The sequence below is a fragment of the Pseudomonas sp. LjRoot277 genome (assembly GCF_964253845.1).
Classification (GTDB): Bacteria; Pseudomonadota; Gammaproteobacteria; order Pseudomonadales; family Pseudomonadaceae; genus Aquipseudomonas.
Genome location: NZ_CAXURI020000001.1, coordinates 2889468 through 2915412 on the forward strand (window position 1 = coordinate 2889468; position 25945 = coordinate 2915412).

At 60.0% G+C, this 25945-nt stretch carries 19 protein-coding genes and 1 pseudogene; 18 read left to right on the forward strand and 2 right to left on the reverse strand.

The window, feature by feature from the left end; translation table 11 throughout:
* Positions 1 to 85: 85 nt before the first annotated feature.
* Together metC and ACSQ87_RS13730 are read left to right on the forward strand one after the other, a co-directional pair.
* Positions 86 to 2839, forward strand: coding sequence for a cystathionine beta-lyase (metC, locus tag ACSQ87_RS13725; RefSeq protein ID WP_223430154.1), 2754 nt, complete (start codon positions 86 to 88; stop codon positions 2837 to 2839).
* 207 nt (positions 2840 to 3046) lie between these two features.
* A complete protein-coding gene (locus tag ACSQ87_RS13730; protein WP_223430153.1) occupies positions 3047 to 4273 on the forward strand; it encodes an RtcB family protein in 1227 nt (408 codons plus the stop codon).
* A gap of 75 nt (positions 4274 to 4348) precedes the next feature.
* Here ACSQ87_RS13730 and ACSQ87_RS13735 read toward each other — a convergent pair whose 3' ends face one another.
* Positions 4349 to 5224, reverse strand: a complete 876-nt coding sequence (locus ACSQ87_RS13735) for a LysR family transcriptional regulator (RefSeq protein ID WP_223430152.1) — start codon at positions 5222 to 5224, stop codon at positions 4349 to 4351.
* Positions 5225 to 5326: 102 nt separating this feature from the next.
* Here ACSQ87_RS13735 and ACSQ87_RS13740 point away from each other — a divergent pair, with 102 nt between their 5' ends.
* Positions 5327 to 6262, forward strand: coding sequence for an NADP-dependent oxidoreductase (locus ACSQ87_RS13740; protein ID WP_223430151.1), 936 nt, complete (start codon positions 5327 to 5329; stop codon positions 6260 to 6262).
* A 34-nt stretch (positions 6263 to 6296) separates the two neighbouring features.
* Positions 6297 to 7166, forward strand: coding sequence for an NmrA/HSCARG family protein (locus ACSQ87_RS13745; RefSeq protein ID WP_223430150.1), 870 nt, complete (start codon positions 6297 to 6299; stop codon positions 7164 to 7166).
* A 202-nt stretch (positions 7167 to 7368) separates the two neighbouring features.
* On the opposite strand, the gene ACSQ87_RS13750 is transcribed toward ACSQ87_RS13745, so the two are convergent.
* Entirely contained in the window at positions 7369 to 8856 is a 1488-nt protein-coding gene (locus tag ACSQ87_RS13750) for an aldehyde dehydrogenase family protein (RefSeq protein WP_223430149.1), read from the reverse strand.
* 817 nt (positions 8857 to 9673) lie between these two features.
* Between ACSQ87_RS13750 and ACSQ87_RS13755 the strand changes: the two genes are divergently transcribed.
* The 14 genes and pseudogenes from ACSQ87_RS13755 to ACSQ87_RS13820 all read left to right on the forward strand — a co-directional run bounded on the left by ACSQ87_RS13755 (position 9674) and on the right by ACSQ87_RS13820 (position 25942).
* On the forward strand, positions 9674 to 10342 hold the full coding sequence (locus ACSQ87_RS13755) for a haloacid dehalogenase type II (RefSeq protein WP_008146451.1): 669 nt from the start codon (positions 9674 to 9676) through the stop codon (positions 10340 to 10342).
* A gap of 36 nt (positions 10343 to 10378) precedes the next feature.
* A complete protein-coding gene (locus tag ACSQ87_RS13760; protein ID WP_223430148.1) occupies positions 10379 to 11653 on the forward strand; it encodes an NAD(P)/FAD-dependent oxidoreductase in 1275 nt (424 codons plus the stop codon).
* A gap of 86 nt (positions 11654 to 11739) precedes the next feature.
* Complete coding sequence (locus ACSQ87_RS13765) at positions 11740 to 13386, forward strand: ABC transporter substrate-binding protein (protein ID WP_223430147.1); 1647 nt, start codon at positions 11740 to 11742, stop codon at positions 13384 to 13386.
* A gap of 45 nt (positions 13387 to 13431) precedes the next feature.
* Positions 13432 to 14388 carry an ABC transporter permease gene (locus ACSQ87_RS13770; RefSeq protein WP_223430146.1) on the forward strand — a complete coding sequence of 319 codons (957 nt, stop codon included), beginning with the start codon at positions 13432 to 13434 and terminating at the stop codon, positions 14386 to 14388.
* Positions 14385 to 15257: an ABC transporter permease gene (locus tag ACSQ87_RS13775; RefSeq protein WP_223430145.1), complete on the forward strand. Its 873-nt coding sequence runs from the start codon at positions 14385 to 14387 to the stop codon at positions 15255 to 15257. The genes ACSQ87_RS13770 and ACSQ87_RS13775 overlap by 4 nt, the downstream gene beginning before the upstream one ends.
* Before the next feature lies 1 nt (position 15258).
* Positions 15259 to 17103, forward strand: coding sequence for an ABC transporter ATP-binding protein (locus ACSQ87_RS13780; protein WP_223430144.1), 1845 nt, complete (start codon positions 15259 to 15261; stop codon positions 17101 to 17103).
* The gene (locus ACSQ87_RS13785) at positions 17100 to 17408 is read left to right on the forward strand and encodes a (2Fe-2S)-binding protein (RefSeq protein ID WP_223430143.1); all 309 of its coding nucleotides are present in this window, start codon (positions 17100 to 17102) and stop codon (positions 17406 to 17408) included. The genes ACSQ87_RS13780 and ACSQ87_RS13785 overlap by 4 nt, the downstream gene beginning before the upstream one ends.
* Positions 17390 to 18781 carry an NAD(P)/FAD-dependent oxidoreductase gene (locus tag ACSQ87_RS13790; protein ID WP_223430142.1) on the forward strand — a complete coding sequence of 464 codons (1392 nt, stop codon included), beginning with the start codon at positions 17390 to 17392 and terminating at the stop codon, positions 18779 to 18781. The genes ACSQ87_RS13785 and ACSQ87_RS13790 overlap by 19 nt, the downstream gene beginning before the upstream one ends.
* The gene (locus tag ACSQ87_RS13795) at positions 18778 to 19932 is read left to right on the forward strand and encodes an NAD(P)/FAD-dependent oxidoreductase (protein WP_223430141.1); all 1155 of its coding nucleotides are present in this window, start codon (positions 18778 to 18780) and stop codon (positions 19930 to 19932) included. The genes ACSQ87_RS13790 and ACSQ87_RS13795 overlap by 4 nt, the downstream gene beginning before the upstream one ends.
* A complete protein-coding gene (gene argE, locus ACSQ87_RS13800; RefSeq protein WP_223430140.1) occupies positions 19929 to 21086 on the forward strand; it encodes an acetylornithine deacetylase in 1158 nt (385 codons plus the stop codon). The genes ACSQ87_RS13795 and argE overlap by 4 nt, the downstream gene beginning before the upstream one ends.
* 52 nt (positions 21087 to 21138) lie before the next feature.
* A pseudogene (locus tag ACSQ87_RS13805) lies at positions 21139 to 22362 on the forward strand (nitrate- and nitrite sensing domain-containing protein); the annotation flags it as partial.
* 54 nt (positions 22363 to 22416) lie between these two features.
* The gene (locus ACSQ87_RS13810; RefSeq protein ID WP_436275089.1) at positions 22417 to 23220 is read left to right on the forward strand and encodes a methyl-accepting chemotaxis protein; all 804 of its coding nucleotides are present in this window, start codon (positions 22417 to 22419) and stop codon (positions 23218 to 23220) included.
* Positions 23221 to 23363: 143 nt separating this feature from the next.
* Positions 23364 to 24821, forward strand: coding sequence for an NAD-dependent succinate-semialdehyde dehydrogenase (locus tag ACSQ87_RS13815; protein WP_223430138.1), 1458 nt, complete (start codon positions 23364 to 23366; stop codon positions 24819 to 24821).
* 41 nt (positions 24822 to 24862) lie between these two features.
* Positions 24863 to 25942, forward strand: a complete 1080-nt coding sequence (locus tag ACSQ87_RS13820) for a tartrate dehydrogenase (RefSeq protein ID WP_223430137.1) — start codon at positions 24863 to 24865, stop codon at positions 25940 to 25942.
* Positions 25943 to 25945: the final 3 nt, after the last annotated feature.

Consider the following 25945-nt stretch of genomic DNA (forward strand, 5'->3'; position numbering starts at 1 on the left):
AGCGTGCGTACGCAAAGGGCCGGGAAGTCGCGGCCAATGAGCGCTCTCTGGCGCTTCAATAACTCTTTTTTCAAACGGGAACCCCATGAGCCAGACCGTAACTCCAGGGCAACTGCAGCAGTGGCTGTTCGACGGGCAGGAAATTGCCCTGTTTGACGTGCGCGAGCACGGCCAATATGGCGAAGCCCACCTGTTTTTCGGGGTGAATTTGCCCTACAGCCGTCTGGAGCTGGAGGTCCGGCGTCTGGCGCCGAATCCTCAGGTTCGGCTGGTGATCTATGACCAGGACGGCGTGGATGTCGCGGTGCGTTCCGCTCAACGTCTGCAGGCGCTCGGATATAGCCAGGTGCATGTGCTCGAGGGCGGTGCCGATGGCTGGCAGGCTGCCGGTTTTCAGCTGTTTGCCGGGGTGCATGTGCCTTCCAAGGCCTTCGGTGAATTGGTCGAAGAGGCCAGCCATACGCCACATGTCACCGCGCAGCAACTGGCCGAATGGCAAGAGCGGGGCGAGCCGCTGGTGGTGCTCGACGGTAGGCCGTTCGATGAGTACCGCAAGATGACCATTCCCGGTTCGGTGTGCTGCCCGAATGGTGAGCTAGGTTATCGCGTCCACGATCTGGTGCCGGACGAAAGCACGCCAATCGTGGTCAATTGTGCCGGTCGGACCCGCAGCATTATCGGCGCCCAGACGTTGATCAATCTGGGGTTGAAAAACCCGGTCTACGCGTTGGAAAACGGAACCCAGGGTTGGTATCTGGAAGATTTTCAGCTGGAGCATGGCAGCACCCGACGTTATGGCGAGGCGGTGTCATCTGGCACGTTACCGGGCCGGCGACTCGCTGCTGCGCAACTGGCGGAGCGGGCCGGTGTGAAGACCGTTGAGGCGGCGCAGGTCGAGCAATGGGCCAGGGAGGGCGGTCGCAGTCTGTTTTTGTGTGATGTGCGCACCGCCGAGGAGTTTGCTGCGGGCAGTCTGGCCGGTGCACAACACACACCGGGCGGGCAGTTGATTCAATCCACCGATCTGTATATCGGTGTGCGTCAGGCGCGGTTGGTGCTGCTCGACAGTGATGGCGTGCGCGCACCGATCGTTGCCAGTTGGTTGCGGCAGTTGGGGCATGAAGCGTATGTCCTGGAGGGTGGCGTGAGCAGCGGTCTGACGTTGGCTGCTGTCGAGGTTGCCGCTCACAAGGCGTTGCCTTCGATTACAGTATTGGCGCTGGCTGATGCACTGAAGGACGACGCCGTTGTGTTGATTGACCTGCGACCGAGCATGACTTATCGCAAGGGCAATATCGTCGGGTCGCGCTGGTCGATTCGCTCGTTGTTGGCGTCTGAAGTGGCCGGTGAGCAACGGCCACTGGTGTTGGTCGCCGATGATCCTTTGCTGGCTGCTTTCGCGGCGCAGGAGCTGCCGGAAAATCAGCGCCTTCAAGTCCGGCTGCTGGACGGCGGGATCGATGCCTGGCGCGCAGAGGGGTTCGCGGTGCAGGAAAATCCGACCACGCCTTCCAATCAACAGTGCATCGATTTTCTGTTCTTCACCCACGACCGTCACGCCGGCAACAAGGACGCGGCGCGTCAGTACCTGGCCTGGGAAATCGGTTTGCTGGCGCAGATGAGCAACGACGAAATCGCCAGTCTCAAGCCGCTGCGCGACACAGTGCCCCGCGATGCCCGGGTGCGTACACGTCTGGTCCATTCGGCGCGTACCGAACAGGGCAATGGCGGTCGGGCAGTCAACGTGCCGGTCACGCGGTTGAGCACGGTGCTGTTCGATAACCTGGCGCAAATGCGCGACGCCCGTGCTCGCCGTGATAGCGAGCGGGTCCTGAGCTATGGCGCTCGAGGCAATCCGACGGCCTTCGCCCTGGAAGATCTGGTGACGGAGTTGGAGGGTGGTTACCGCACGCGCTTGTTCGGCACCGGGCTGGCGGCGATCGCGCAGACCTTCCTGGCCTACCTGCGGCCCGGCGATCACGTACTGATCAGCGACGCGGTGTACGCGCCTGTGCGACGGCTGGCCCGTGAGTTTCTTCAGCCGTTCGGCATTCAGGTCAGCTACTTCGCCCCTGATGGCAGCAGCCTGCATGCGCAACTGCAAGCCAACACCAAAATGGTCTATACCGAAGTGCCGGGCTCCTTGCTGTATGAGCTCTGCGACTTGCCGGCCATCGCCGCCCTGTGCAAACCGCGAGGCATTCTCCTGGCCGTCGACAACACCTGGGGCTCGGGTTACCTGTACCGACCGCTGGCCCTCGGCGCGGACATCTCAATCATGGCGTTGACCAAGTACCTGTGCGGCCACAGCGACGTGGTCATGGGCAGCGTCTGCACCCGACAAGACGTGTGGCAGCCACTGGCGTCCATGGCCGACACCTTTGGCGCCACGGTCAGCCCCGACGATGCCTACCTGGTGCTGCGCGGCGCACGAACCCTGGCGCCGCGACTGGAAGTGCACGAACGCCAGGCGCTGGAAATCGCTCATTGGCTGCAAGCGCAACCGCAGGTGAAACGGGTGTTCCATCCAGCGTTACCCGATCATCCCGGTCACGCCCTGTGGCAGCGCGATTTCAATGGCAGCAACGGTTTGCTGTCCTACGAGCTGGGTGATGCGGACCCGACCTACGTCGAACGCTTTATTGATTCGCTGCAGTTGTTTGGGCTTGGCGCTTCATGGGGTGGTTATGAAAGTCTGATTGCTGTTGCCGATACCACGGATCGCGACAGTGCTGCAGACCGTTCATTGAATCCGGTGCTGCGGTTGCATATCGGGCTTGAGGATGTCGAAGCGTTGATTGAGGACCTGGAACGCGGGTTTGCAGCTATGGATCACTAGGTTCCATCGCCAACAGCTCAAAGGGTGCCTATTCCACAAAAAACGCCGCTCACTGAGCGGCGTTTCTGTTATCGGTGAGTAAACAAATTTGTCCCCTTTTTTCCGCGAAGTAGGAGAATCAAAGCTGGCGCGTCGGCTGCTATGCCTTTTTCACCCCAGGCGCCTGCCCAACGTCGAACAGTCGACCAATCGAAAAGAATCGAAGTCATGCAAGAACATACCTACCAACTGCTGGAAGTCGCCAACGGTAAACCGATCAAGCTCTGGACCGAAGGCGTCCCGGTAGAAAACGAAGCCAGACAGCAATTGATGAACACCGCCAGGATGCCGTTCATCTTCAAGCATCTGGCGGTGATGCCCGATGTACACCTGGGCAAGGGCTCGACCATCGGCAGTGTGATTCCAACGGTCGGCGCGATCATTCCAGCCGCCGTCGGGGTGGATATCGGTTGCGGCATGATCGCCGCATGCACGTCGCTGACCGCCAGTGATTTACCAGACAACCTGCATGGCTTGCGTTGCGCGATCGAGAAAGCGGTGCCCCATGGCCGCACCGGGGGGCGCGGCGGTCGGGACAAGGGCGCCTGGGACAGCGTTCCGCATCAGGCGGACCGGGCCTGGGCGGCACTGGACCCGCGGTTCAAGGCGATCACCGGCAAGTACCCGAAACTCGCCAACACCAACAACCGTGGGCACTTGGGCACGCTGGGCAGCGGGAACCACTTCATCGAGGTGTGCCTGGATGAAACCAACCGGGTCTGGTTCATGCTGCACAGCGGTTCCCGTGGCGTTGGCAACGCCATTGGTAACCTGTTCATTCAAATGGCTCAGACGGACATGCGTCAGCACCTCGCCAATCTGCCGGACCGTGACCTGGCTTACTTTAAAGAGGGCAGCCGGCACTTCAATGACTACGTCGAAGCAGTCGGCTGGGCTCAGGACTTCGCCAGGCAGAACCGTGTATTGATGATGCAAGCGGTGATTCAGGCGACCCGAAAAGTGATCAGCAAGCCTTTTGAGGTTGCGCTGGAAGCGGTGAACTGCCACCACAACTACGTGCAGAAAGAGCGACATTTTGGTGAGGATATTCTGGTCACCCGCAAAGGCGCGGTATCGGCCAAGAAGGGCGAACTGGGGATTATTCCGGGATCGATGGGCGCCAAAAGTTTCATCGTCCGCGGGCTGGGTAACGAGGAATCGTTCTGCTCCTGCAGCCACGGCGCCGGCCGCACCATGAGTCGTACCAAAGCGAAAAGCCTGTTTACCGTCGAAGACCAGATCCGCGCCACCGCCCACGTGGAGTGCCGCAAGGATGCCGCCGTCATCGATGAAATTCCGATGGCCTACAAGGACATCGACCACGTCATGCACGCCCAGCGAGATTTGGTGGAAGTGCTGCACACCTTGCGTCAGGTGGTGTGCGTAAAAGGATAGAGAAAAATAGGCGCGCGCTCATTACCGCGCGGTTCCGGTGCGGCCGAATCAATACCTGAGACTAGTGAAGGTCTTCTATCCCTTTAGTACCAGAGACATGTCCGGATATTTCGCGCACATGAAATCGACGAATGCGCGAACCTTCGGAGCAGCAAGGCGCCTGGACGTGTGCAAGACCCAGAGCTCGGGTTCTACACCCGATACCGTGCCCCACTGGACCAACTCGCCACGGGCAAGCTGGTTCCATGCGATGGACTGTGGAATGAGGGCTGCACCACCGCCAGCGATAGCCGCATCGCGGATCATCAACAACGAAGAGAACCGCAGCTTGGGGATGGGCTCCAGGACCAAGTGTCCTCCATCGAGTTTCCAGTGGGTGGGCTGGAAATTCGAAGCCACGATGCTAGAAACTGGTCTGGTCGCGCCGGGCATTGGCTTAGGTACTTCGGGCGCAGCCACTACAACCAGCCGGTCCTTGGCGAAGCAGCGGCCGACCAGACTGCTGTCTGGGCTCGGGTTGATCCGGATGGCGACGTCAAATTGTTCCTCCACAAGGTCAACCAGGCGATCCTCCGCCACCACTTCGATTTCGACCTCCGGGTAGGCGGCACAGAATTCAGCGCCAATGCGGCCCATTGCAAGCTGCGAGAACAGGGCCGGGGCAGCGACACGCAAGCGTCCGCGAGGCGTCGATACGCCCTCACGGGCCGCCGTCATGGCTTCAGCCACCTCGCCCAACGGACCTTCTGTTCGAGCCATCAGCATCTCACCAGCTTCGGTGAGCTTCAGTCCGCGAGCGCTGCGCTCGATCAGCCTCACGCCCAGTTGTTCCTCAAGGTCGGAGATTCGGCGCGATAAGGTTGCTTTGGATATGCCGCTCGCACGGCTCGCCTTTCCGAGCCCCTCATTCGTTGCGACGAGCGTGAAATCGATCAGAGCGTTCAGATTCATGGTGTTCCATTTTTGAAACGAAGTGTCTGCATTTTGGTGTCTCCGCTTTAACTGCGCAACAGCCTATCTTCTCGTCATCGGAACTCGATACGAGGAACTGCAATGAGTACCATGCAACGCGCTGTACTGATCCGGGCATACGGCGGCGCTGACGCCGCGGTAGTGGCCGAGATCGAAAAGCCGGAACCAGGGCAAGGCCAGGTTCTGATTCGAGTTCGAGCCGCTGGGGTGAACGGCATCGATTGGAAGGTCCGTGAAGGCCATGTGCGAAATGCTTTCCCGCTTCCACTACCAATAGTACTGGGCGCCGAAATGGCGGGTGTTGTCGAGGCTGTCGGTCCCGGTGCCTCTCGCTTTCGTGTTGGCGATCGCGTCATGGGCGCGGTGGGAGGACTGGGCGCGTACGCCGAATTCGTGAGCGTCAGTGAAGCGAGCCTCTCCCTTACGCCTGAAGATCTTGATGACGTCCATGCTGCCGCTGTACCCGTCGCAGCCGTGGCGGCCTGGAAGAGTCTTCATCACGCAGGGCCGATTCATCCAGGCCAGCGAATCCTTATTCACGGCGCTGCCGGTGGGCTGGGCGGATATGCCGTGCAGTACGCCAAGCGGGCCGCCGCCGAGGTCTTCGCAACTGCGGGCACGGCTGACCTGGATTATGTGCGCAGCCTCGGCGCCGATCATGTCATCGATTATCAATCCCAACGTTTCGAGGACGTCGTCCAGGACATTGACCTGGTGCTCGACTACGTCGGGGGTGAGGTACTGGATCGCTCGTGGCAGGTGTTGGCGGAAAACGGCGTCATTGTCGGCACGTCATCACCCGACATTCTGGCGCGCACGCCGGCGAATCGCCGAGGCCTCTGGTTCATGAACAAGCCCGCCCCCGAATTGCTGGAGACGCTGGCCCAAGAAATCGTCAGCGGCACACTGCAGTCCAGGATCGGCAAGGTCGTTGGCTTCGCCGACATCCCTGAGGCCATCGAACGCAATCGTAGCGCTTCACGGACTGGCAAGGTCGTTGCGGACTTCTCTCGCTGAGCCACCCTAAATATCCACTGTAGGAGATTCAAAAATGAGCATTCTCGTTATTGGTGCCACGGGCACTATTGGTTCACTCATCACTCAGGGCCTTGCCAGCGCGGGCGCCGAGGTTAAAACGCTAGTGCGCCAATCGGGTAAGCGGGACTTCCCGGCCGGCGTCACTGAAGTTGTCGCAGACCTCACCGATGTACCTTCGATGCGCGTCGCGCTGTCGTCGGTGCGGACGCTGTTCCTGCTCAACGCCGTTACGCCCGATGAGGTGACGCAAGCGCTCATCACGCTGAACCTCGCCCAAGAGGCAGGCATCGAGCGCATCGTCTATCTGTCGGTGATTCATGCCGACAAGTTCACCAATGTTCCGCACTTCACCGGCAAGCATACGGTTGAACGCATGATCGAAAGCCTCGACATCCCCGCAACCATTCTGCGTCCGGCTTACTTCATGCAAAACGAACTCATGGTCCAGCAGACGATTCAGAACTACTCGGTATACCCGATGCCAATTGGCTCGGCGGGCGTCTCGATGATAGATGCGCGTGACATCGCCGATGTTGCCGTTGCAGAGTTGCTGCGACGCGACAAAGCATCTTCTGCCCTGGATCGTGTAACGCTGGAGTTGGTCGGGCCGCAGGCACTTACCGGTGCCTCTGTGGCGAAGATCTGGAGCTCCGCCCTGGGTCGCGACATTGCCTACGGCGGTGACGATGTAGCAGCCTTCGAAGGACAGCTGGCTTCGTACGGTCCCACCTGGTTGGCTTATGACATGCGCCTGATGATGGCGGGTATCCAGACGTTCGGCATGCAAGCAACTGAAGGAACCGTAGAACAGCTTCAGACCATCATCGGGCACCCACTGCGCACCTATGAAGACTTCGTTCGCGAGGCCATTGCAGAGGTTTAAACAGCTTGGGCAGTGAGGACGGGTTTATTTTTTTGGCTGGTGCGTCGCACCCATAAAAAATCTGTCCTCGTTTGCCATACCACTACTCCCTCAATGGACGAACGGCGCCAGACATTGCCGGCAGGAACATAGGGTCGAGCTGCGCTCCCTAAGCCAACTTCCGGATAGCCGAATTGGACGGCACCGAACATTTGAATGAGTTCTACGTGCGGGAAGTACTATCAAGTGATCCGCCAAATCCAATGATTGCCTTGGTTTCCAGGTATTCCTCCAAGCCATAGACACCATATTCACGACCATTGCCGGATCTTTTGTAGCCACCGAATGGAGCCATTGGATTCCAGGCGGGGTAATTCAGAAGCACTTGTCCCGCGCGGATACGAGAGGCCACTGCACGCGCCAGATCAAGGTTCTGAGACTGAACATGGGCGCCTAGGCCGTATACCGTATCGTTCGCGATAACGACCGCCTCATCGATCGTTTCATACGGAATGATACACAGCACCGGCCCGAAAATTTCTTCCTGGGCGATCCGCATTGCGGTGTCTACGTCGGAGAATACTGTCGGTCGAGTGTAGAAGCCCTTTTCAAAACCCGGCACACGTCCAGGTCCGCCGCAAATGAGTTTTGCACCCTCATCCAGGCCAGCCTCGATCATGGCTTGCACGCGATTGAACTGGGCCTCGTTGGCAATGGGACCGAGCACCGTATCTTCCGATCGCGGATCACCGACGATGATCGCATTGGCGGTCGCGGCAGCCAGTGATTCGACCTCCGCCAGCCTGTCCTTAGGTACGATCATTCTTGTCGGGGCGCTGCACGATTGTCCGACGTTGCGGAATGCCGACATCACGCCCAGTGGGACGGCTTTGGCGAAGTCGGCGTCGGGAAGCAGAATGTTCGGGGATTTGCCTCCCAGTTCTTGTGTGACGCGCTTCACCGTATGGGCGGCCGCCTGTGCGACCAGCGCGCCCGCACGGTTGGAGCCGGTAATCGAAATCATATCGATATCAGGATGCGCAGCCATCGCTGCGCCGACCTCGTGACCACTACCATTCACGAGGTTGAAGACGCCAGGTGGAAGGCCCGCGTCGTGGACCAGTTGTGCAAAAAGAAGGGCGCTTAGAGGCGACAGTTCGCTTGGTTTGAGGACCACAGTGCATCCTGCAGCAATAGCCGGGGCGACTTTCGCGGTGATTTGATAAAGCGGCCAGTTCCACGGAGTGATGAGACCGCAGACGCCTATGGGTTCGCGTTCGATCGCGGTTCCACCTTCAACTGTCTGGAAACGGTAAGTGGACAGCAGATCGCGGGCGACCCGAACGTGTTCGGCTGCGAGAGGCACTTGCATTGCCCGGGCGGAACTGATGGCAGCGCCCATTTCGAGAGAGAGGGCCTGCGCGAGCACTTCTTTACGCTCAAGGATGAGCTCATGGATCTTTCCAAGGACAAGCGCGCGCGACTCTGCGCAGGTAGCAGACCAACCAGGAAACGCTGCGCGTGCCGCCGCTACTGCCCGATTAACATCCTCGGCAGAGCCTTGCGCGACCTGCGCAACGACCTCTTCAGTTGCCGGATTGACCACCGGCAAACTTGCGGGAGTTGCCGGGGAAGACCAACAGCCATTGATATAAAATTTGTGAGACGTTTGCTGATCAACGCTGTAGCTATTCGAAGATTTAGTTGTCATATAACTGGCTCCCTAGAGCGGTAATAGGCACCGTAAGCAGCAGAGGGCGGTCTGGCTCGCGAACTTGCAAGGGCCGTGACGATTAGGACATCGCTATGCCGGGTCTGCTCAATAAGCTAACAAAGCGTGCCAGATGAAATGTGCTGTTCTTCGAGTTCGCAAGGGAGAATCTGCTGTATCTGTCAGGCTGACTTTGTATGAGAGCAAGTTGACCCGATTTCGTCAGTAACCTATCTGATAGACAGCTCAATGAGACCATTACTGGTCAGTGCGGTCGCAGGCTCATCGGTGGCGGTGGTGGGCCATATAGATAAGCAGGAAGGGACGTGGTGCTGCGTCGTGCAATGCGCCGCCTTTGTAGAGCTGTCACGACGCGTACAGATGTTGCTTTGACCGGTATGTCACACCTATCGCTAATAGAAGCAAGGTTGTCCCAAGGCGCATTGAAGCCTTGACTAGCTCCGCCTCACCTCGCAGCACAATCAGCGGGCGCGTGCTCAGCGAACACTCTCGTTCTCCTTCAACCAGGCATAAATGCCGCCGCACATTGCGGTGTGCATGGCTTGCCAGCGCACCAAAACAGCCCGCAAAGGCTTGAAAACACGGGGTAGAACGCCCGGGTCTGGAGCGTCCCGCAAAGTCTGCTGAGCAAGGCCTGCAAAACGGTGGTTTGTACCAAGCAGCCTATACTTTTAACAGTTTATGCGTGGTCTCTTGGTGTTGTAATAAATCCGTGATGCAGCGTTGCACCGGTGCTTCCCGAACGGAGTAACTGCTTGACCCGTCATGACCTCAACAATCATTAAGGACCGCACTCATGAGCTTTCTTCGACCCAAGTTTATTACCTTTGACTGCTACGGCACGTTGACCAACTTTCAAATGGGAAACATGACGCGCGAACTGTTCGCCGATCGTGTCCCTGCCGAGCAAATGGATCAGTTCGTCAAGGACTTCTCCGCCTATCGCCTGGATCAGGTGATGGGTGACTGGCGGCCATATGATGAGATTATCAAGACCTCCCTGGCGCGGGTCTGCAAGCGTTGGGGTGTCGAGTACAAAGGCGAAGGCCAGCTCTACTACGACGCCGTCCCGACTTGGGGTCCGCATGCTGACGTGCCGGCTGGCCTGGCGAAAATCGCCGACAAGATTCCGCTGGTGATTTTCTCCAACGCGATGGACGAGCAGATCATGTCCAACGTCGACAAGCTCGGCGCACCTTTCCATAAAGTCTTCACCGCACAACAAGCCCAAGCCTATAAGCCGCGCCTGGCCGCCTTCGAGTTCATGCTCGATAACCTCGGCTGCGGCCCAGAGGATGTTCTGCATGTGTCCTCGAGCTTCCGTTATGACTTGATGCCGGCCCACGACATGAAGATCAAGAACAAGGCCTTCGTCGCCCGTGGTCACGAACAGCCGGCGAATGCGGTCTATGGCTACCACCAGATCCCGGATATCGGCGGTTTGGCCGGGTTGGTCGGTCTCTAAGTCTCACGGCACTCTTCAAGGCAAAAGGGGTTAGACATGGGCAGTGAGTCCTATTGGCTCGATACCGCACCGCAATTCACCGGTGCTCAGCTCGGCGCATTGCCCGGGCAGGTCGATGTGGCCATCGTCGGTGGTGGTCTCACCGGCCTGGCGGCGGCCCGGGCCCTGGCCTTGAAGGGGGCCAGTGTGGTGGTGCTGGAAGGAGGGCGGGTAATTGGCGAGGCGTCAGGACGCAATGGCGGTCAGTGCAACACCGGCGTTGCCCAGGACTACGCGGCACTCAGCGCCAGCCTCGGCGCTGATAAGGCGCGTGCTTATTACCAGGCCTATGAAAGCGCCGTACAGAGCGTCGTCTCATTGGTGGAGCAGGAGCAGATTGCCTGCGACCTCAAGCGCAACGGCAAGCTCAAGCTGGCTGCCAAGCCGATGCATTACGAAGGTTTGGCGCGCACCTGCGAATTGATTCGGCGAGAGGTCGACGCCGAGGTCGAGTTGCTCTCTGCGCAAGAGGCCCGTGCTGAAGCCAACTCGGTCCAGTTCCATGGAGGCTTGCTGCAGCGCAACGGCGTGCAGATGCACGTCGGGCGCTTCGGTGTCGGGCTGGCCGAGGCGGCAGCACGTCACGGCGCGTTGATCTTTCAGGGCGTGTCGGTGACGGACTGGAAAGCCAGTGCCGGCGGCTATCAGGTCAACACCACCAAAGGCTCGCTACACGCCACTCAGATTCTGCTGGCCACAGGCACCAGCCAGCAGGGCGGATTGGGCTGGTATCGGCGGCGGATCGTGCCGGTGGGCAGTTTCGTGATAGTCACCGAGGTGCTACCGCAGGCCCTGATCGACAGCTTGCTACCGGCACGGCGTTCCTATGTCACCAGCCGCATGATCGGTAACTACTTCCGCCTGACGCCGGACAACCGCTTGCTGTTTGGCGGTCGTGCCCGGTTTGCCATGTCCGACAGCATTTCAGACGCCAAGAGCGGCAAAGTGTTGCAGGCGGCGATGGTCCAGATGTTCCCACAACTGGCTAACGTGAAGATCGACTATTGCTGGGGTGGCCTGGTGGATATGACCTCCGATCGGTTGCCCCGGGCCGGGCAGCATGGAGGGGTTTATTACTCCATGGGTTACAGCGGTCATGGGGTGCAAATGTCGGTGCACATGGGGCAGGTCATGGCCGAGGTAATGGCCGGCAAGGTCGAGGCCAACCCGTGGCGCGAACTCGAGTGGCCAGCTATTCCCGGGCATTTCGGCAAACCCTGGTTCCTGCCTCTGGTGGGGGCGTATTACCGCCTGCAGGACTACCTGCACTGAGTTCATGGTGTTGCTTTACGTTTCAATCACACAACGTTAATCGCGAGCACTCGAGCCTTATCACTTTTTCGAAAGGTAGAACTGACATGACTGACAATAAAAAAGATATCGACTCCCAGTTGATCACTGGTGAAGAAAGTCTGCGTGTTTTTGAAGGGCTCAATCGCGGCATGTCACGCCGCAATGCATTGCAAATGCTGGGGTTGGCAGGGGTGGCTGTCGCGGGCGCCGGTAGTCTGTTCGGCGCCGCCGGCAAGCTGTTTGCCGATGATGAAGCCGCCACCCCTGGCAAAGGCAAACCGGGCGGACGGATTCGCGTTGCCGGTCAGACCTCCTCCACCGCTGACACCCTCGATCCGGCCAAAGGCTCATCGTCCACCGATTACGTGCGCCATTACATGTTCTACAACGGCCTGACGCGTTTCGACAGCCATATGGTGCCGCAGCTGGAGTTGGCCGAGCGTATCGACACCACTGACGCCATGCTCTGGGTGATCACCCTGCGCAAGGAAGTGACCTTCCACAACGGCAAGGCGCTGACAGCCGCCGACGTGGTGTTTTCTCTGTTACGGCACAAGGATCCAATCACCGGTTCCAAGGTCCTGCCGCTGGCGTCGCAGTTCGCCGAGGTCAAGGCCGTCGGCACCCACGAAGTGCAGATACAATTGAGCGGCCCGAATGCTGAATTGCCGTCGGTTCTAGCCATCTCTCACATGTTGATCGTTCCCGAGGGGACGAGCGATTTCAGCCAGGGCATCGGTACCGGCCCGTTCAAGGCCAAGGAGTTCAAGCCCGGGGTGCGTTCGATTGGTGTGCGCAATACCAATTACTGGAAACCCGGCTTGCCGTATCTGGACGAGATCGAATTCATCGCCATTGCCGACGAGCCGTCGCGGATTAACGCCCTGTTATCGGGCGACGTACACATCGTCAACGAGGTTAACCCGCGCTCAACGATCCGCATCAAGGCCAGCACCAAGCATCGGGTCGTGGACTCTCCGTCGGGTAACTACACCGACCTGATCATCCGTCAGGACCAGCTGCCGGGCCAAAGCCCGGAATTCACCGAGGCCATGAAATACTTGCTGGACCGGGAACAGATCAAGTCGGCGATATTCCGTGGCTACGCCAGGGTCGGCAACGATCACCCGATCGCACCCGGTGCGCGCTTCTTCAACGCCGACCTGCCACAACGTGCCTACGATCCGGAAAAAGCCAAATTCCTGCTCAAAAAGGCCGGCATGGAAAGCATCACCATGCCGCTGATGTGCTCGCCGGCCGCAACCGGTTCGGTGGACATCGCTGTGTTGCTGCAGCAGTCGGCCAAAGAGGCCGGGCTCAAGCTCGACGTCAACCGCCTGCCGGCCGATGGCTACTGGTCCAATCACTGGGCGAAGCATCCGCTGAGCTTCGGCAACATCAACCCGCGGCCCAATGCCGACATGATTTTCTCGCAGTTCTTTCAATCGACAGCACCCTGGAACGAATCGGGCTGGAAAAACGAACAGTTCGACCAGCTGTTGGTACAAGCCCGCGGTGAAACCGACGAGGCCAAGCGCGGCAAGATGTACGCCGACATGCAGACCCTGGTGCATGACCACAGCGGTATCGGCGTGCCGGTGTTCATCAGCAACATCGATGGTGTCGACCAACGGGTCAAAGGCTATGGCACCAACCCCCTGGGCGGTTTCATGGGGTACATGTTCTCCGAGCAGGTCTGGCTGGACGCTTGATGAAATCGGGTTTTTGCTGCAGCGACATTGCATGAGGATTGGGTAATGAATAGCAACACACTGTGGTTGATCGGCCGGCGCCTGGGCGCGGCGATCGTGACCTTGTTGATTGTGTCCATGGTGGTTTTCGCCATCACGGCGGTGCTGCCGGGGGACGCGGCGCAACAGTCTCTGGGGCAGTTCGCCACGCCGGAACAGGTGGCAGCCTTGCGCCTGAAAATGGGGCTGGATCAGCCCGGTGTGTTGCGTTACCTGCACTGGTTGATGAGCCTGCTCAGCGGTGACATGGGGCTCTCGGTGTCCAACGCCATGCCGGTCAGCGACTTGATGGCCGGGCGTCTGCCCAACACCCTGATGCTGGCGGCCGCTACGGCGCTGGTGTCAGTGCCGGTGGCGTTGACTCTTGGCATCGGTTCGGCGATGGGCCGGGGCGGGCGCATCGACAGTGTCCTCAGTTTTTTCACCTTGACCATGGTGGCGGTGCCGGAGTTTCTGGTCGCGACCCTGGCGGTGCTGATTTTCGCAGTGAACCTGGGCTGGTTGTCTGCGCTGTCCTACGCCAGTGACATCACTTCACCCTGGCAATTCATGCGCACTTACGCGTTGCCGGTGATGACGCTGTGCTGCGTGATTGTCGCGCAAATGGCGCGCATGACCCGGGCGGCGGTAATCGACCAGCTCGACAGCCCTTACGTGGAAATGGCCCGGCTCAAAGGTGTAAGCAAGATTCGGATCGTCCTGCGCCATGCCTTGCCCAATGCCATCGGTCCCATCGCCAATGCCATCGCCCTGAGCCTGTCCTACCTGTTGGGCGGGGTGGTGATCGTTGAAACGATCTTCAACTACCCCGGCATCGCCAGCCTGATGGTCGATGCCGTGACGAACCGCGACATGGCGTTGGTTCAGGCCTGCACCATGTTGTTTTGTACGGCGTATCTGACGTTGGTGCTGATTGCCGACCTGTGCGCGATTCTTTCCAATCCGAGGCTGAGAAATCAATGAACAATCTCATTGTGAAATCGCCGGTTACTACCAAATTGGCGCTGGGCAAGGTTTCCCACGGATCGTCCTGGCTCGGCCTGATCGGCGCTGCGATGTGTGTGATCTGGTTGCTGGTGGCCATCTTCGGCCCATGGCTGGCACCGCATCCGGTGGGGCAAGTGGTCTCTGATAATGTCTTCGGCAACCTGAGCGCTGCTTACCCGTTCGGCACCGATTACCTGGGCCGCGACATGCTCAGCCGGATCCTCGTCGGCGCACGCTTCACCGTCGGCCTGGCGTTGGTGGCCGCGGTGTTGGCCAGCAGTCTGGGCACCAGTTGTGCATTGTTGTCGGTGGTGTCACCAAAGTGGCTGGATGAACTGATCAGTCGCCTGATGGACGCTTTCATTTCGATCCCCAGCAAGATGCTGGCGCTGATCATGGTCTCGGCCTTCGGCTCCTCGGTCACCTTGCTGATCTGCACGGCGGTATTGAGCTTCACCCCCGGCGCATTCCGCATCGCCCGCAGCATGGCGGTGAACATCGAAGCACTGGAGTACGTGCAAGTGGCCCGTACTCGCGGCGAGCGTCGGTTGTACATCGCCTGCGTGGAAATCCTGCCGAACATGCTCAACCCGGTGCTGACGGACCTGGGCCTGCGCTTTGGCTTCATCGTGCTGCTGCTCAGTGGCATGAGTTTCCTGGGGCTGGGTGTACAACCACCGGATGCCGACCTTGGCTCGCTGGTGCGAGAGAACATCGGCGGCCTCAATCAGGGCGCACCGGCCATCGTGATTCCGGCCCTGGCCATCGGCACGCTGACCATCGGTGTGAATCTGTTTATCGACCGGCTGTCGTCGCGACGTAGTCGACGTTCGGGAGGTCATTGAAATGAGTGAATTAATTCGGGTTCAGGACCTGCGAGTGGTCGCCTGCGGCGAGCTTGGTGAGGTGGAAATCGTCAAGGGCGTGAGCTTCTCCCTGCAAAAAGGTGAAGTACTGGCGTTGATCGGTGAGTCTGGCTCCGGCAAGACCACCATCGCCCTGGCGTTGCTCGGTTATGCCCGGCGCGGTTGTCGGCTGTCGGGCGGCGTGGTGCAAATCGGCGAACACGACATGCTGGCGTTGAATGATAGCCAGTTGCAAAAGTTGAGAGGTAACCGGGTTTCGTATATCGCCCAGAGCGCCGCAGCGGCGTTCAATCCGGCTAAAAGACTCATCGATCAAGTGATTGAGGGCGCGTTGATTCATGGCTTGGGCAGCCAGGCTGTGCTTGAGGCCAAGGCCATCGAGTTGTTCCGCGACCTGGCCCTGCCAGACCCCGATCACATTGGCCAGCGTTACCCCCATCAGGTTTCCGGCGGGCAACTGCAACGTGTCATGGCGGCCATGGCGCTGATCAGCGATCCATTGCTGGTGGTGCTCGACGAGCCGACGACGGCGCTTGATGTGACGACCCAGATCGATGTGCTGCGCGCCTTCAAACGGGTGGTCCGTGAACGTGGTGCGACGGCGGTCTACGTATCCCACGATTTGGCCGTGGTCGCGCAGATGGCCGATCAGATCGTGGTGCTCAATGGCGGCGAGATCTTCGAACAGAGTGCCACGGCACCCTTGCTCAAAGGCCCGGCCCACGAATACACCCGCAGCTTGTTGGCGGCAGCACGGCCGGACACTACGATCCGTCCGCCTTGCGGTATCGCGGAAGAGACGCCGCTGCTGACCATCCAGGGCCTGACCGCCGGTTACGGCAACAAGAACTCGCAAGGCATGCCGGCTATTCGCGTGCTGGAAGACATCGACCTGACGGTTCGCAGAGGTCAGGCCATAGGGGTGATCGGTGAGTCCGGTTCCGGAAAATCGACCTTGGCGCGGGTGGTGGCTGGATTGTTGGCGCCGGCCCTCGGCGGGCTGACCTTCGATGGTCAACCGCTGGGCGGCAGCCTGTCCGAGCGCACCGATGAACAGTTCCGACGCATTCAAATGGTGTTCCAGAACGCCGACACTGCACTCAACCCGATGCACAGTGTCAGCACCATTCTGAGTCGTCCACTGAAGATGTATTTTGGCCTCAAGGGCGCCGCGCTGCGCGAGCGCATCGGCGAGCTGCTGGACCTGGTGCGCTTGCCGCGAACCATGGCCGAACGCCGCCCGAACGAACTGTCCGGCGGGCAAAAGCAGCGGGTCAACCTGGCCCGCGCCCTGGCAGCCAAGCCGGATCTGATTCTCTGCGACGAGGTGACCTCGGCGCTGGATACCGTGGTCGGTGCAGCAATCCTCGAACTATTGCGCGACCTGCGTCAGCAATTGGGGGTGTCCTATCTGTTCATCAGCCATGACATCTCAACCGTGCGAGCCCTGTGCGACGACATTGTGGTGATGTACAGCGGCCACAAGATTCAGGCGGGTACTCGGCAATCGTACGCACAGGCACCATTCCATCCCTATACCGATCTGTTGATCCATTCAGTGCCGGAATTGCGCCAGGGCTGGTTGGAAACCTGCGGAACAACGACCTGTGGCACGCTGCCGCCCATTGGTGAAAAAGCCAATGTGCCTGGGCTGTGCACGTTCCTCAATCGTTGCCCGGTGCGGGTCGATGGCCTGTGCAATTGTGTTCCGCCGGACCGTCGGATGATTGTGGGCGGCAGTGAAATCCTTTGCCATCACGACAGTGCCGAGTTGCTGAAAACTCAGCAGGATTCCAACAGCATGACCATGGGAGCCTATGCATGAACGGGCGTTTCGTAAGACTGGCCGAACAGGGCCGGCCCACTGTCAAACTGCAGGTAGACGGCATGCCCATCGAGGCGCTGCAGGGCGATACGCTGATGGTCGCCTTGCTGACTCAGGGTTCGGCCTTGCGCCAATCGGAGTTCGATTCGGGCCGCCGCGCCGGTTTCTGCCTGATGGGCGCTTGCCAGGACTGTTGGGTCTGGACCCGCAGCGGCGAACGCCTACGCGCCTGCTCCAATGAGGTCCGTGAAGGGCTGGATATTGTCACTATGCAACCGGAGGCGATATGGCCACTGCGCGGTTGAGCACTCATCGAGTCGTTATCGTCGGCGCCGGGCCAGCCGGCACACGTTGTGCCGAAACCCTGGTAGCCGCTGGATTCAAGCCCATCCTGATCGACGAGAATCGCCGGGATGGCGGGCAGATCTACCGTCGCCAACCCGAAGGTTTTACCCGCGGTTATGCCACCCTGTATGGCACCGAGGCCGCCAAGGCCAATGACCTGCACCAGAGCTTCGACCGCTTGCGCGGGCAGATTGACTATCGTCCGGACACGCTGGTGTGGAACCTGACACCGGGGCAACTGTGCTGCGTCAGCCAAGGCAAGCACTCGACGGTGGATTACGACGCGCTGATCCTCTGCACCGGCGCCACCGACCGCTTGATGCCGATCGAAGGCTGGCAGTTGGCAGGCACGTATAGCCTCGGCGGTGCGCAGATCGCCCTGAAATCTCAGGCTGTGTCCATCGGCCACCGCGTGGTGTTCATGGGCAGCGGACCGCTGCTGTATCTGGTCGCCAGTCAGTATGTGAAAGCCGGGGCAAAAGTCGCGGCAGTGCTCGATACCTCGCCGTTGAGCAAACGGATTGGCGCATTGCCGAAACTGCTGGCGCGTCCGGGATTGCTGTTCACCGGAATGAAGCTGTTGGCGCAGTTGTATCGCGCGAAGATCCCGGTGCACCTGGGCATTTCGCCGCTTCAAGTGCAGGGCGATGCAGCCAGCGGTGTCAGTGGCGTGCGCGTGCGCACGGCGCGCGGTGAGACCTTGACGGTGGATTGCGATGCCGTGGCGCTGGGTTATCACCTGCGCCCGGAAACCCAGTTGGCCGACCTGGCCGGTTGCCGTATGCGCTTCGATGAAGCGTCGAGCCAATGGTGGCTGGCCACAGATGAAGACGGCCGGACCTCGGTCAGCGGCGTGTATGCCGCCGGCGACGGTTCGAAGATTCGCGGTGCCGATGCGGCCGAACACGCCGGGCGCCTGGTGGCAATGGCGTTGCTGGAGGATCTGCAGCAACCAGTGAATGTAGGGTTGCGCGACGAACAACGGCACGCGTTGGCGGTGATGGATGAATTTCGTCTCGGTCTCGCGCAGGCCTTTCCCTGGCCAAGCGCCCAGGCCAAAGCGCTGCCGGACGAGGCGATTGTCTGCCGTTGCGAAATGATCACGGCCGGCGAATTGCGCCGCACCGTCAGCGAAAAAGGTGCCTGCGAAGTCAATCGGGCCAAGGCGTTCAGCCGGGTTGGCATGGGTCGCTGCCAGGGACGTTACTGCTCCCAGGCCGGGGCTGAGGTGATTGCTGCCGCCGCGGGCGTCAGCGTGCAACAGGTCGGCCGACAACGGGGTCAGGCGCCGGTCAAACCCCTTTCGATACTCACCGAGGAGGTGGCGCCATGACGGTACAGAAAGCCGATGTCGTGATTGTTGGCGGCGGCCTCATGGGCTCGGCGGCGGCGTTTTTCCTGCGCCAGCGTGGGCAGTCGGTGATTTTGCTGGAACGCGACCAGATCGGTCAGTACGCCAGCGGCGTGAATTTCGGCAACGTGCGGCGTCAAGGCCGATTCCTCGGCCAGCTGGAATTGGCCAATCGTTCCTGGGCGTTATGGAAGCGTCTGCCAGAGCTGATCGACGATGACCTCGAGTTTATCGCCAGCGGGCATATGCGGGTGTGTTACCGCGAAGACGAGATCGCCGAACTGCAAGCCTATGCCGATGCGCCCGAAGCGGAGCAGCTGGACTTGAAGATCTTTCGTGGCGACGAGTTGCACAAGCGCTTTCCATTTCTCGGCCCGGATGTGAAGGGCGGCTCTTATGCTCCCCACGACGGGCACGCCAACCCGCGTCTGGCGGCCCCGGCATTTGCCCGTGCGGCACGACGCCTCGGTGCGCGGATCGAAGAGCGCACTGAAGTGGCCGAGGTGCAAAAGGTCGGCGGCGAGTTCAGCATCAGTACCACCGACGGTCGTCAGTTCAGCGCCGCCCAGCTGTTGATCACCGCTGGCGCCTGGGGCCAAAAACTCTCGGCGCAGTTCGGCGAACCGGTGCCGCTGGACACCCATGGCCCGCAAATGGCCGTCACCGAGCCAGTGCCTTACGCCTTGCCGACAGTCATCGGTGTCTATACCAAGATTCCCGAGGAAGTAATTTATTTCCGCCAAATACCCCGTGGAAACATCATCATCGGTGGCGGCTATCGCAGCGAACCGGACATGCTCAACCGCCGGGCCTATGTCGAACCGCGCAGCATCCTCAATCAGATGGAGCAGATGCGCCGCCTGCTGCCGGGTGTCGGCAACCTGAACATCATTCGGGTCTGGAGTGGTATCGAAGGTTACCTGCCTGATTCCCTGCCCGTTATGGGACCAAGCGGCACCGTTGATGGTTTGTTCTATGCGTTTGGTTTCTGCGGTCACGGCTTTCAGCTCGGCCCGGGCGTCGGCGACGTGATGGCCGAGCTGATCAGCACCGGCAGCACCAGCACTTCGATTTTGCCGTTCTCCATCAACCGGTTCGCCTCTTCAGTCGAGCAACGGAGCAAGGCCTCATGAAGCCCCGCGTACTGGAGATTCTCAAACGGTTGATGGCTTTCGACACCGTCTCTTCGGAGTCGAATATGGCCTTGATCGAGTACGTGCGCGAGCTGTTGCTGAGCAAGGGCATCGAGTCGTTGATCGTCAAGGATGAAAGCGGCAAAAAAGCCAATCTGTTTGCCAGCACCGGTCCACGGGAGGTGCCGGGGATTCTGCTGTCCGGCCATACCGACGTGGTGCCGGCAGCAGGGCAGGCCTGGACCTTTCCCGCGTTTCAGGCGACGGTGCGGGACGGGCGGATTTATGGCCGTGGCAGTTGCGATATGAAGGGTTTCGTCGCACTGGCTATCGACGCCATGCTCGATGCCGCCGATCATTCGTTGAGTCGGCCGTTGCAACTGGCGCTGTCCCATGACGAAGAAATCGGCTGCGTGGGTGTTCGACGCTTACTGGATGTGTTGCATCTGGCACCGGTGCGGCCGTTTCTGTGCGTGATCGGTGAGCCGACCAACATGCAGTTTGTGCTTGGGCACAAGGGCAAGGGTTCTTACCGTTCTTACTGTCGCGGCCTGGAAGCTCATTCCTCCCTGGCACCGCGCTCGGTCAATGCGATTCACGTGGCTTGCGATTTTATCGCTGCGCTACGTCAGGGCCAGCAGCAACTGCAAGAGCAGGGTGCCCAGGATGCCGAATACGACGTGCCCTACAGCACCGTGCATGTCGGGCAAATTGTCGGCGGCAAGGCGCTGAACATCGTGCCGAACTTGTGCACCCTGGATTTCGAAGTGCGTAACTTGCCGGCGGACGACCTGGATCAGTTTCTGGAGCAGATGCGTGCGCGGGCCGAAGTGATCGTGCGCGAAGCCAAAAAACTGTCTAGCGTGGCGGATATCGAAATTGAGACCCTGAATGTCTATCCGGGCCTCGAAACACACCCGAGCGTCGAAGCGGTGCGTTTTCTGAAAAACTTCGCCGCCCCGGACACCGGCACTGCCAAAGTCTCCTTTGGCACCGAGGGCGGGTTGTTCAAACAACGCCTGGATGTGCCGGTGGTGGTCTGCGGTCCAGGCTCGATAGAACAGGCACACAAGCCTGACGAGTTTATCGAGATCAGCCAGATGGAAGCCGGCGAGCACTTCCTGCAAGGGTTGTTGGGCTCGATGCGGCTTTAGTGTTCCGCCCGTTCACCGTCAGCCATCCGCAACCCTTCTGGAGCTACCTCCCATGAAAGCGCTTGAGCGCCTGTCATTCGCCGGCAAGTTCGCCTTGCTCGGCTCGCTGGCCGTGACGCTGATCACCATCCCGACCGGCCTCTACGTACTGGGCGCGTATCACAATAGCCTGCAGACCAATCAGGAGCTGCGGGGTATACGTCCGGTACAGGCATTGCTCGAGCTGGTCCACTTGACGCAGCAGCATCGCGACTTGGCATCCGTCGTGCTGACCGGCAATCGAGATTTCAACAAAGCCCGTTCGGACAAACAGGCTGAAGTGGATCGCGCTGTCGAGGCAACCGAGCAGGTTTTGCAGGAGGCACAAGTCGCCCCCAGCCTTCTGGCTGCCTGGCGACAGGCCCGGCAGCAATGGCAAGCGCTGGCCGGCCAGGTCGATCAGGCCGCCATCAAGGGCTCGCAAAGTCTGGCCCGGCACAGCCAGTTGATCGCAGCCTATCTGCTGATCGAAGACGCAATGCTCGATCACTTCAAACTGTCCCTGGATCCAGTTTTAGGGACTTACTCGTTGATGGCGGGTGCCTTGATCGAATTGCCGCAAGCCACCGAGTTGTTAGGTCAGTTGCGTGGTGCTGGCGGTCTGTATTTGGCGCAGGGCCGGATCCTGCCTGAGCAACAAGGTGCACTGCGTGGCTTGGCCACTCAGGCGCTGAGCAGCGTTGACAAGACGGCACGTGCCTTGACCAAGGCGAGTGCCGCCGAGCCCGAACTCAAGACTCTGCTGGACGCGCCGCTAACGGCACTAGGTCCGCAAATCCATCAGGCGCTTGAACTGAGCAATGCGCGATTGGTATCGGCCGTCGAAATGGACATGGATTTTGCTCCCAGTGCAAACACCGCCGGGAATAACGAGTCTACCGATGCCTTGTACGCGCTTAAGCTGAATTACCCGGTTGGCGACTATCTGACGGCTTACAACAAACCTGTTGACGCCTTGTATGCCGTTGGCCGTTCTGCGCTGACGGCACTCGATGAGGCGCTGGTGAAACGCCGCGACAGTGCCCGGCAGAGCTTCATCCTGATGTCCACAGGTCTGCTGGCGCTTCTGCTAGCCGGCGGTACCTTGGCGACCTTGATCGTGCTGCGTCTGCTCAAACAGTTGGCTATTGCCATGGCGGCGGCCGAGCGTATCGCCAAGGGTGACCTGACCCAACCCCTGGATATCGTCGGCATGGATGAAGCGGCGCGCCTGTTGCAGGCGCTTGGGCGTATGCAAATGAACCTGCGCAGTACGGTCAGGCAGATTTTGAGTTCTTCCGAACGACTGGCCATGACGTCCGCTCAGTTAAGTGCAGTGACCGATGACGCCACCCGTGGTGTGCAACGGCAGAGCGCTGAACTCGACCACGCGGCCACTGCGGTCACAGAAATGACGGGTGCAATCGAAGACGTGGCGCGGAATGCCGCCTGGGCCTCGGAGGTTTCCCAGGCAGCAGACCAGCGCTCGCGTCAGGGGCAGGAGAGCGTCAGCCGTACAGTCGGCGCCATCGAATCGTTGACCGGGGATATCGAGGACACCGCAAACGCCCTGCAAACCCTGGCAGGCCAGATAGGTGATATCGGCTCGGTGTTGGATGTGATTCGCGGCATTGCCGAGCAAACGAATCTGCTCGCCTTGAATGCGGCGATCGAGGCGGCTCGCGCGGGCGAAAGCGGACGGGGTTTCGCCGTGGTGGCTGACGAGGTCCGGGCCTTGGCGCAACGAACCCAGGAGTCGACCAAACAGATTGAGACCATCATCGGCTCGGTGCAAAAAAGCAGTCACGGCACTCTGCGAGCCATGCACAGCAGCAATGGTAAAACCCGGGAAACCCTGGAGGTTGCCCGTGCGGCAGGTGCGGTACTGAATGCCATCGTCGACGACATCGCCCAGATCAATGAACGCAATCTGTGTATCGCCAGTGCCACCGAAGAGCAATCCCAGGTTGCCCGTGAGGTGGATCGCAACCTGCTCAATATTCGTGACGTTTCCCAACAAGCCTCGGCCGGGGCCAATCAGAGCCAGGCCTCAAGTCGGGAACTCGCCGGCTTGGCCAGCGAGCTGAATGGCATGGTCAAGCACTTCATCGTCTGATTGAGACTCGTTGCACTCACCTACAGTAGAGGTTGCTGTCGAATGCTGATTTTCAGCATTCGAGGCTGCAGAGGCGGCGCTTTCAGCATCCTTGCCTGTGGCGAATCAATAGACTGAAGGCTGTCTCGGAACAGGACTCGACCATGCTCAAGAATCGCCTGAAAGACCCCAGCCTGCTGGTAGAACTCGCTTACATCGACGGTCAGTGGATCAGCGCCGACAACGCCGCCACCCTCGACGTCATCGACCCGGCCAGCGGCCAGTTGCTCGCCCGCGTACCCGCGATGCAAGGCAGCGAAACCCGACGCGCCATCGAAGCCGCCGAACGCGTATGGCCGGCCTGGCGCGCACGCCCGGCGGCAGAACGGGCAGCGCTGCTGGAACGCTGGTATCAGGCGATGATCGACAACCTCGACGACCTGGCGCTGATCATGACCAGCGAACAGGGCAAGCCGCTGAATGAAGCCAAGGGCGAGATTCGCTATGGTGCCAGTTTCGTCAAATGGTTCGCCGAAGAAGCCCGCCGGATTTACGGCGAGACCATACCGGCACCCAGCGGCGACCGCCGCTTGCTCACGCTTAAGCAGCCGGTCGGGGTTTGCGCCGCGATCACCCCGTGGAACTTTCCTAACGCGATGATCACCCGCAAATGCGCACCAGCCCTGGCGGCGGGCTGCCCGATCATCGTCAAACCCTCGGATCTGACCCCGTTGTCGGCCTTGGCGCTGGCGGTACTGGCCGAGCGGGTTGGTATTCCGGCGGGAGTTTTCAACGTAGTGACCGGCATGCCCGCCGGCATCGGCGAAGAACTGACCGTCAACCCGACGGTGCGCAAAATCTCGTTCACTGGTTCCACCGCTGTCGGTCGGCTGCTGATGCGTCAGAGTGCCGAACACATCAAGCGCTTGAGCCTGGAACTGGGCGGTAACGCGCCGTTCATTGTGTTCGACGACGCTGATCTGGAACAGGCAGTGGCCGGCATTATGCTCAGCAAGTTCCGCAACGCCGGACAAACATGCGTCTGCGCCAACCGGATTCTGGTACAGGATGGAATCTACGAGCGCTTCGCCCAGCGTCTGGTGGAGGAGGTGGGCAAGCTCAAAGTCGGCAATGGCCTGGACGCCGACGTGACCATCGGCCCATTGATCAATGCGGCGGCGGTGAGCAAGGTCGCTCGACATGTCGACGATGCGTTGAGTCAGGGAGCCCATCTGCTCTGTGGCGGCATCCCCGAGGGCGACAGCCAGTTCGTCCAGCCCACGGTACTCGGTGAGGCTCATGCCGGGATGTTGCTGGCCAGCGAAGAAACCTTCGGCCCCGTTGCACCGCTGATGCGCTTTACCAGTGAAGAAGAGGCGTTGGCTCTGGCCAATGCCACACCTTATGGCTTGGGCGCCTATTTCTTCACCCAGGACTTGCGCCGTTCATGGCGCTTCGGCGAGGCGCTGGAGTTCGGCATGATCGGTCTCAACACCGGGATCATTTCCATGGAAGTCGCCCCCTTCGGCGGTATCAAGCAATCGGGTCTGGGCCGTGAAGGCAGCAAGTACGGCCTGGATGAATACCTTGAAGTCAAAGCCTTCCACATCGGTGGGCTGTGATCCGGTCACCCTTTGAACAGATATTTGAGGAGCCACGATTGATGAGCAAACCATTCAGAATCGCCGCGATTGCCGGCGATGGCATTGGCAAGGAAGTCTTGCCGGAAGGGCTGCGGGTACTGGAGCAGGCCGCGAAAAAATGGCAGCTGGATTTGAGCATCGAAGTACTCGACTGGGCTCACTGCGATTACTACCTGGAACACGGGCAGATGATGCCCGCCGACTGGTTCGAACAACTCAAGGGTTTCGACGCGATCTATTTTGGCGCCGTGGGCTGGCCGGACAAAGTGCCGGATCACATTTCCCTGTGGGGCTCACTGCTGAAGTTTCGCCGTGACTTCGACCAATACGTGAACATCCGTCCGGTACGACTGTTTCCTGGCGTGCCGTGTCCGCTGGCCGGACGCGAAGCGGGGGACATCGACTTCGTGGTGATCCGCGAAAACACCGAAGGCGAGTATTCCTCGGTCGGCGGCAAGATGTTCGAAGGCACCGAGCATGAATTCGTGCTGCAGGAGTCGGTGTTCACCCGACGCGGCGTGGACCGGATTCTCAAGTTCGCCTTCGATCTGGCCCAGACCCGACCGCGCAAACGCCTGACGGCGGCCACCAAGTCCAACGGCATTTCCATCAGCATGCCGTACTGGGACGAGCGCACTGCATTGATGGCTGCGCAGTACCCGGACGTCACTTGGGACAAGCAGCACATCGACATTCTGTGCGCGCGTTTCGTGCTGCAACCGGACCGTTTTGATGTGGTGGTGGCGTCGAATTTGTTCGGCGACATTCTGTCCGACCTGGGACCTGCCTGCGCCGGTACCATCGGCATCGCTCCTTCGGCCAACCTCGATCCGGAGCGACGTTTCCCCTCGCTGTTCGAACCGGTCCATGGCTCGGCGCCGGATATCTATGGGCAGAACATCGCCAACCCGATTGCGATGATCTGGTCCGGTGCCTTGATGCTGGACTTCCTGGGCAATGGCGATGAGCGCTACCGGGCGGCCCATGACGGTATTCTCAAGGCCATCGAGCAGGTTATCTCCGAGGGACCGATCACCCCTGATCTGGGTGGACAGGGCTCGACCCAGGATGTCGGCATGGCAATCGCCTCGGCGCTGTGAGCT

Bases quoted from the DNA above. Each gene is read 5' to 3' on its own strand.
- ACSQ87_RS13770 (WP_223430146.1), top strand. From the start codon at position 13,432: ATGAATAGCAACACACTGTGGTTGATCGGCCGGCGCCTGGGCGCGGCG.
- ACSQ87_RS13820 (WP_223430137.1), top strand. From the start codon at position 24,863: ATGAGCAAACCATTCAGAATCGCCGCGATTGCCGGCGATGGCATTGGC.
- ACSQ87_RS13760 (WP_223430148.1), top strand. From the start codon at position 10,379: ATGGGCAGTGAGTCCTATTGGCTCGATACCGCACCGCAATTCACCGGT.
- ACSQ87_RS13815 (WP_223430138.1), top strand. From the start codon at position 23,364: ATGCTCAAGAATCGCCTGAAAGACCCCAGCCTGCTGGTAGAACTCGCT.
- argE (WP_223430140.1), top strand. From the start codon at position 19,929: ATGAAGCCCCGCGTACTGGAGATTCTCAAACGGTTGATGGCTTTCGAC.
- ACSQ87_RS13750 (WP_223430149.1), bottom strand. From the start codon at position 8,856: ATGACAACTAAATCTTCGAATAGCTACAGCGTTGATCAGCAAACGTCT.
- ACSQ87_RS13790 (WP_223430142.1), top strand. From the start codon at position 17,390: ATGGCCACTGCGCGGTTGAGCACTCATCGAGTCGTTATCGTCGGCGCC.
- ACSQ87_RS13735 (WP_223430152.1), bottom strand. From the start codon at position 5,224: ATGAATCTGAACGCTCTGATCGATTTCACGCTCGTCGCAACGAATGAG.
- ACSQ87_RS13755 (WP_008146451.1), top strand. From the start codon at position 9,674: ATGAGCTTTCTTCGACCCAAGTTTATTACCTTTGACTGCTACGGCACG.
- ACSQ87_RS13765 (WP_223430147.1), top strand. From the start codon at position 11,740: ATGACTGACAATAAAAAAGATATCGACTCCCAGTTGATCACTGGTGAA.
- ACSQ87_RS13740 (WP_223430151.1), top strand. From the start codon at position 5,327: ATGAGTACCATGCAACGCGCTGTACTGATCCGGGCATACGGCGGCGCT.
- metC (WP_223430154.1), top strand. From the start codon at position 86: ATGAGCCAGACCGTAACTCCAGGGCAACTGCAGCAGTGGCTGTTCGAC.
- ACSQ87_RS13780 (WP_223430144.1), top strand. From the start codon at position 15,259: ATGAGTGAATTAATTCGGGTTCAGGACCTGCGAGTGGTCGCCTGCGGC.
- ACSQ87_RS13745 (WP_223430150.1), top strand. From the start codon at position 6,297: ATGAGCATTCTCGTTATTGGTGCCACGGGCACTATTGGTTCACTCATC.
- ACSQ87_RS13810 (WP_436275089.1), top strand. From the start codon at position 22,417: ATGACGTCCGCTCAGTTAAGTGCAGTGACCGATGACGCCACCCGTGGT.
- ACSQ87_RS13785 (WP_223430143.1), top strand. From the start codon at position 17,100: ATGAACGGGCGTTTCGTAAGACTGGCCGAACAGGGCCGGCCCACTGTC.
- ACSQ87_RS13795 (WP_223430141.1), top strand. From the start codon at position 18,778: ATGACGGTACAGAAAGCCGATGTCGTGATTGTTGGCGGCGGCCTCATG.
- ACSQ87_RS13730 (WP_223430153.1), top strand. From the start codon at position 3,047: ATGCAAGAACATACCTACCAACTGCTGGAAGTCGCCAACGGTAAACCG.
- ACSQ87_RS13775 (WP_223430145.1), top strand. From the start codon at position 14,385: ATGAACAATCTCATTGTGAAATCGCCGGTTACTACCAAATTGGCGCTG.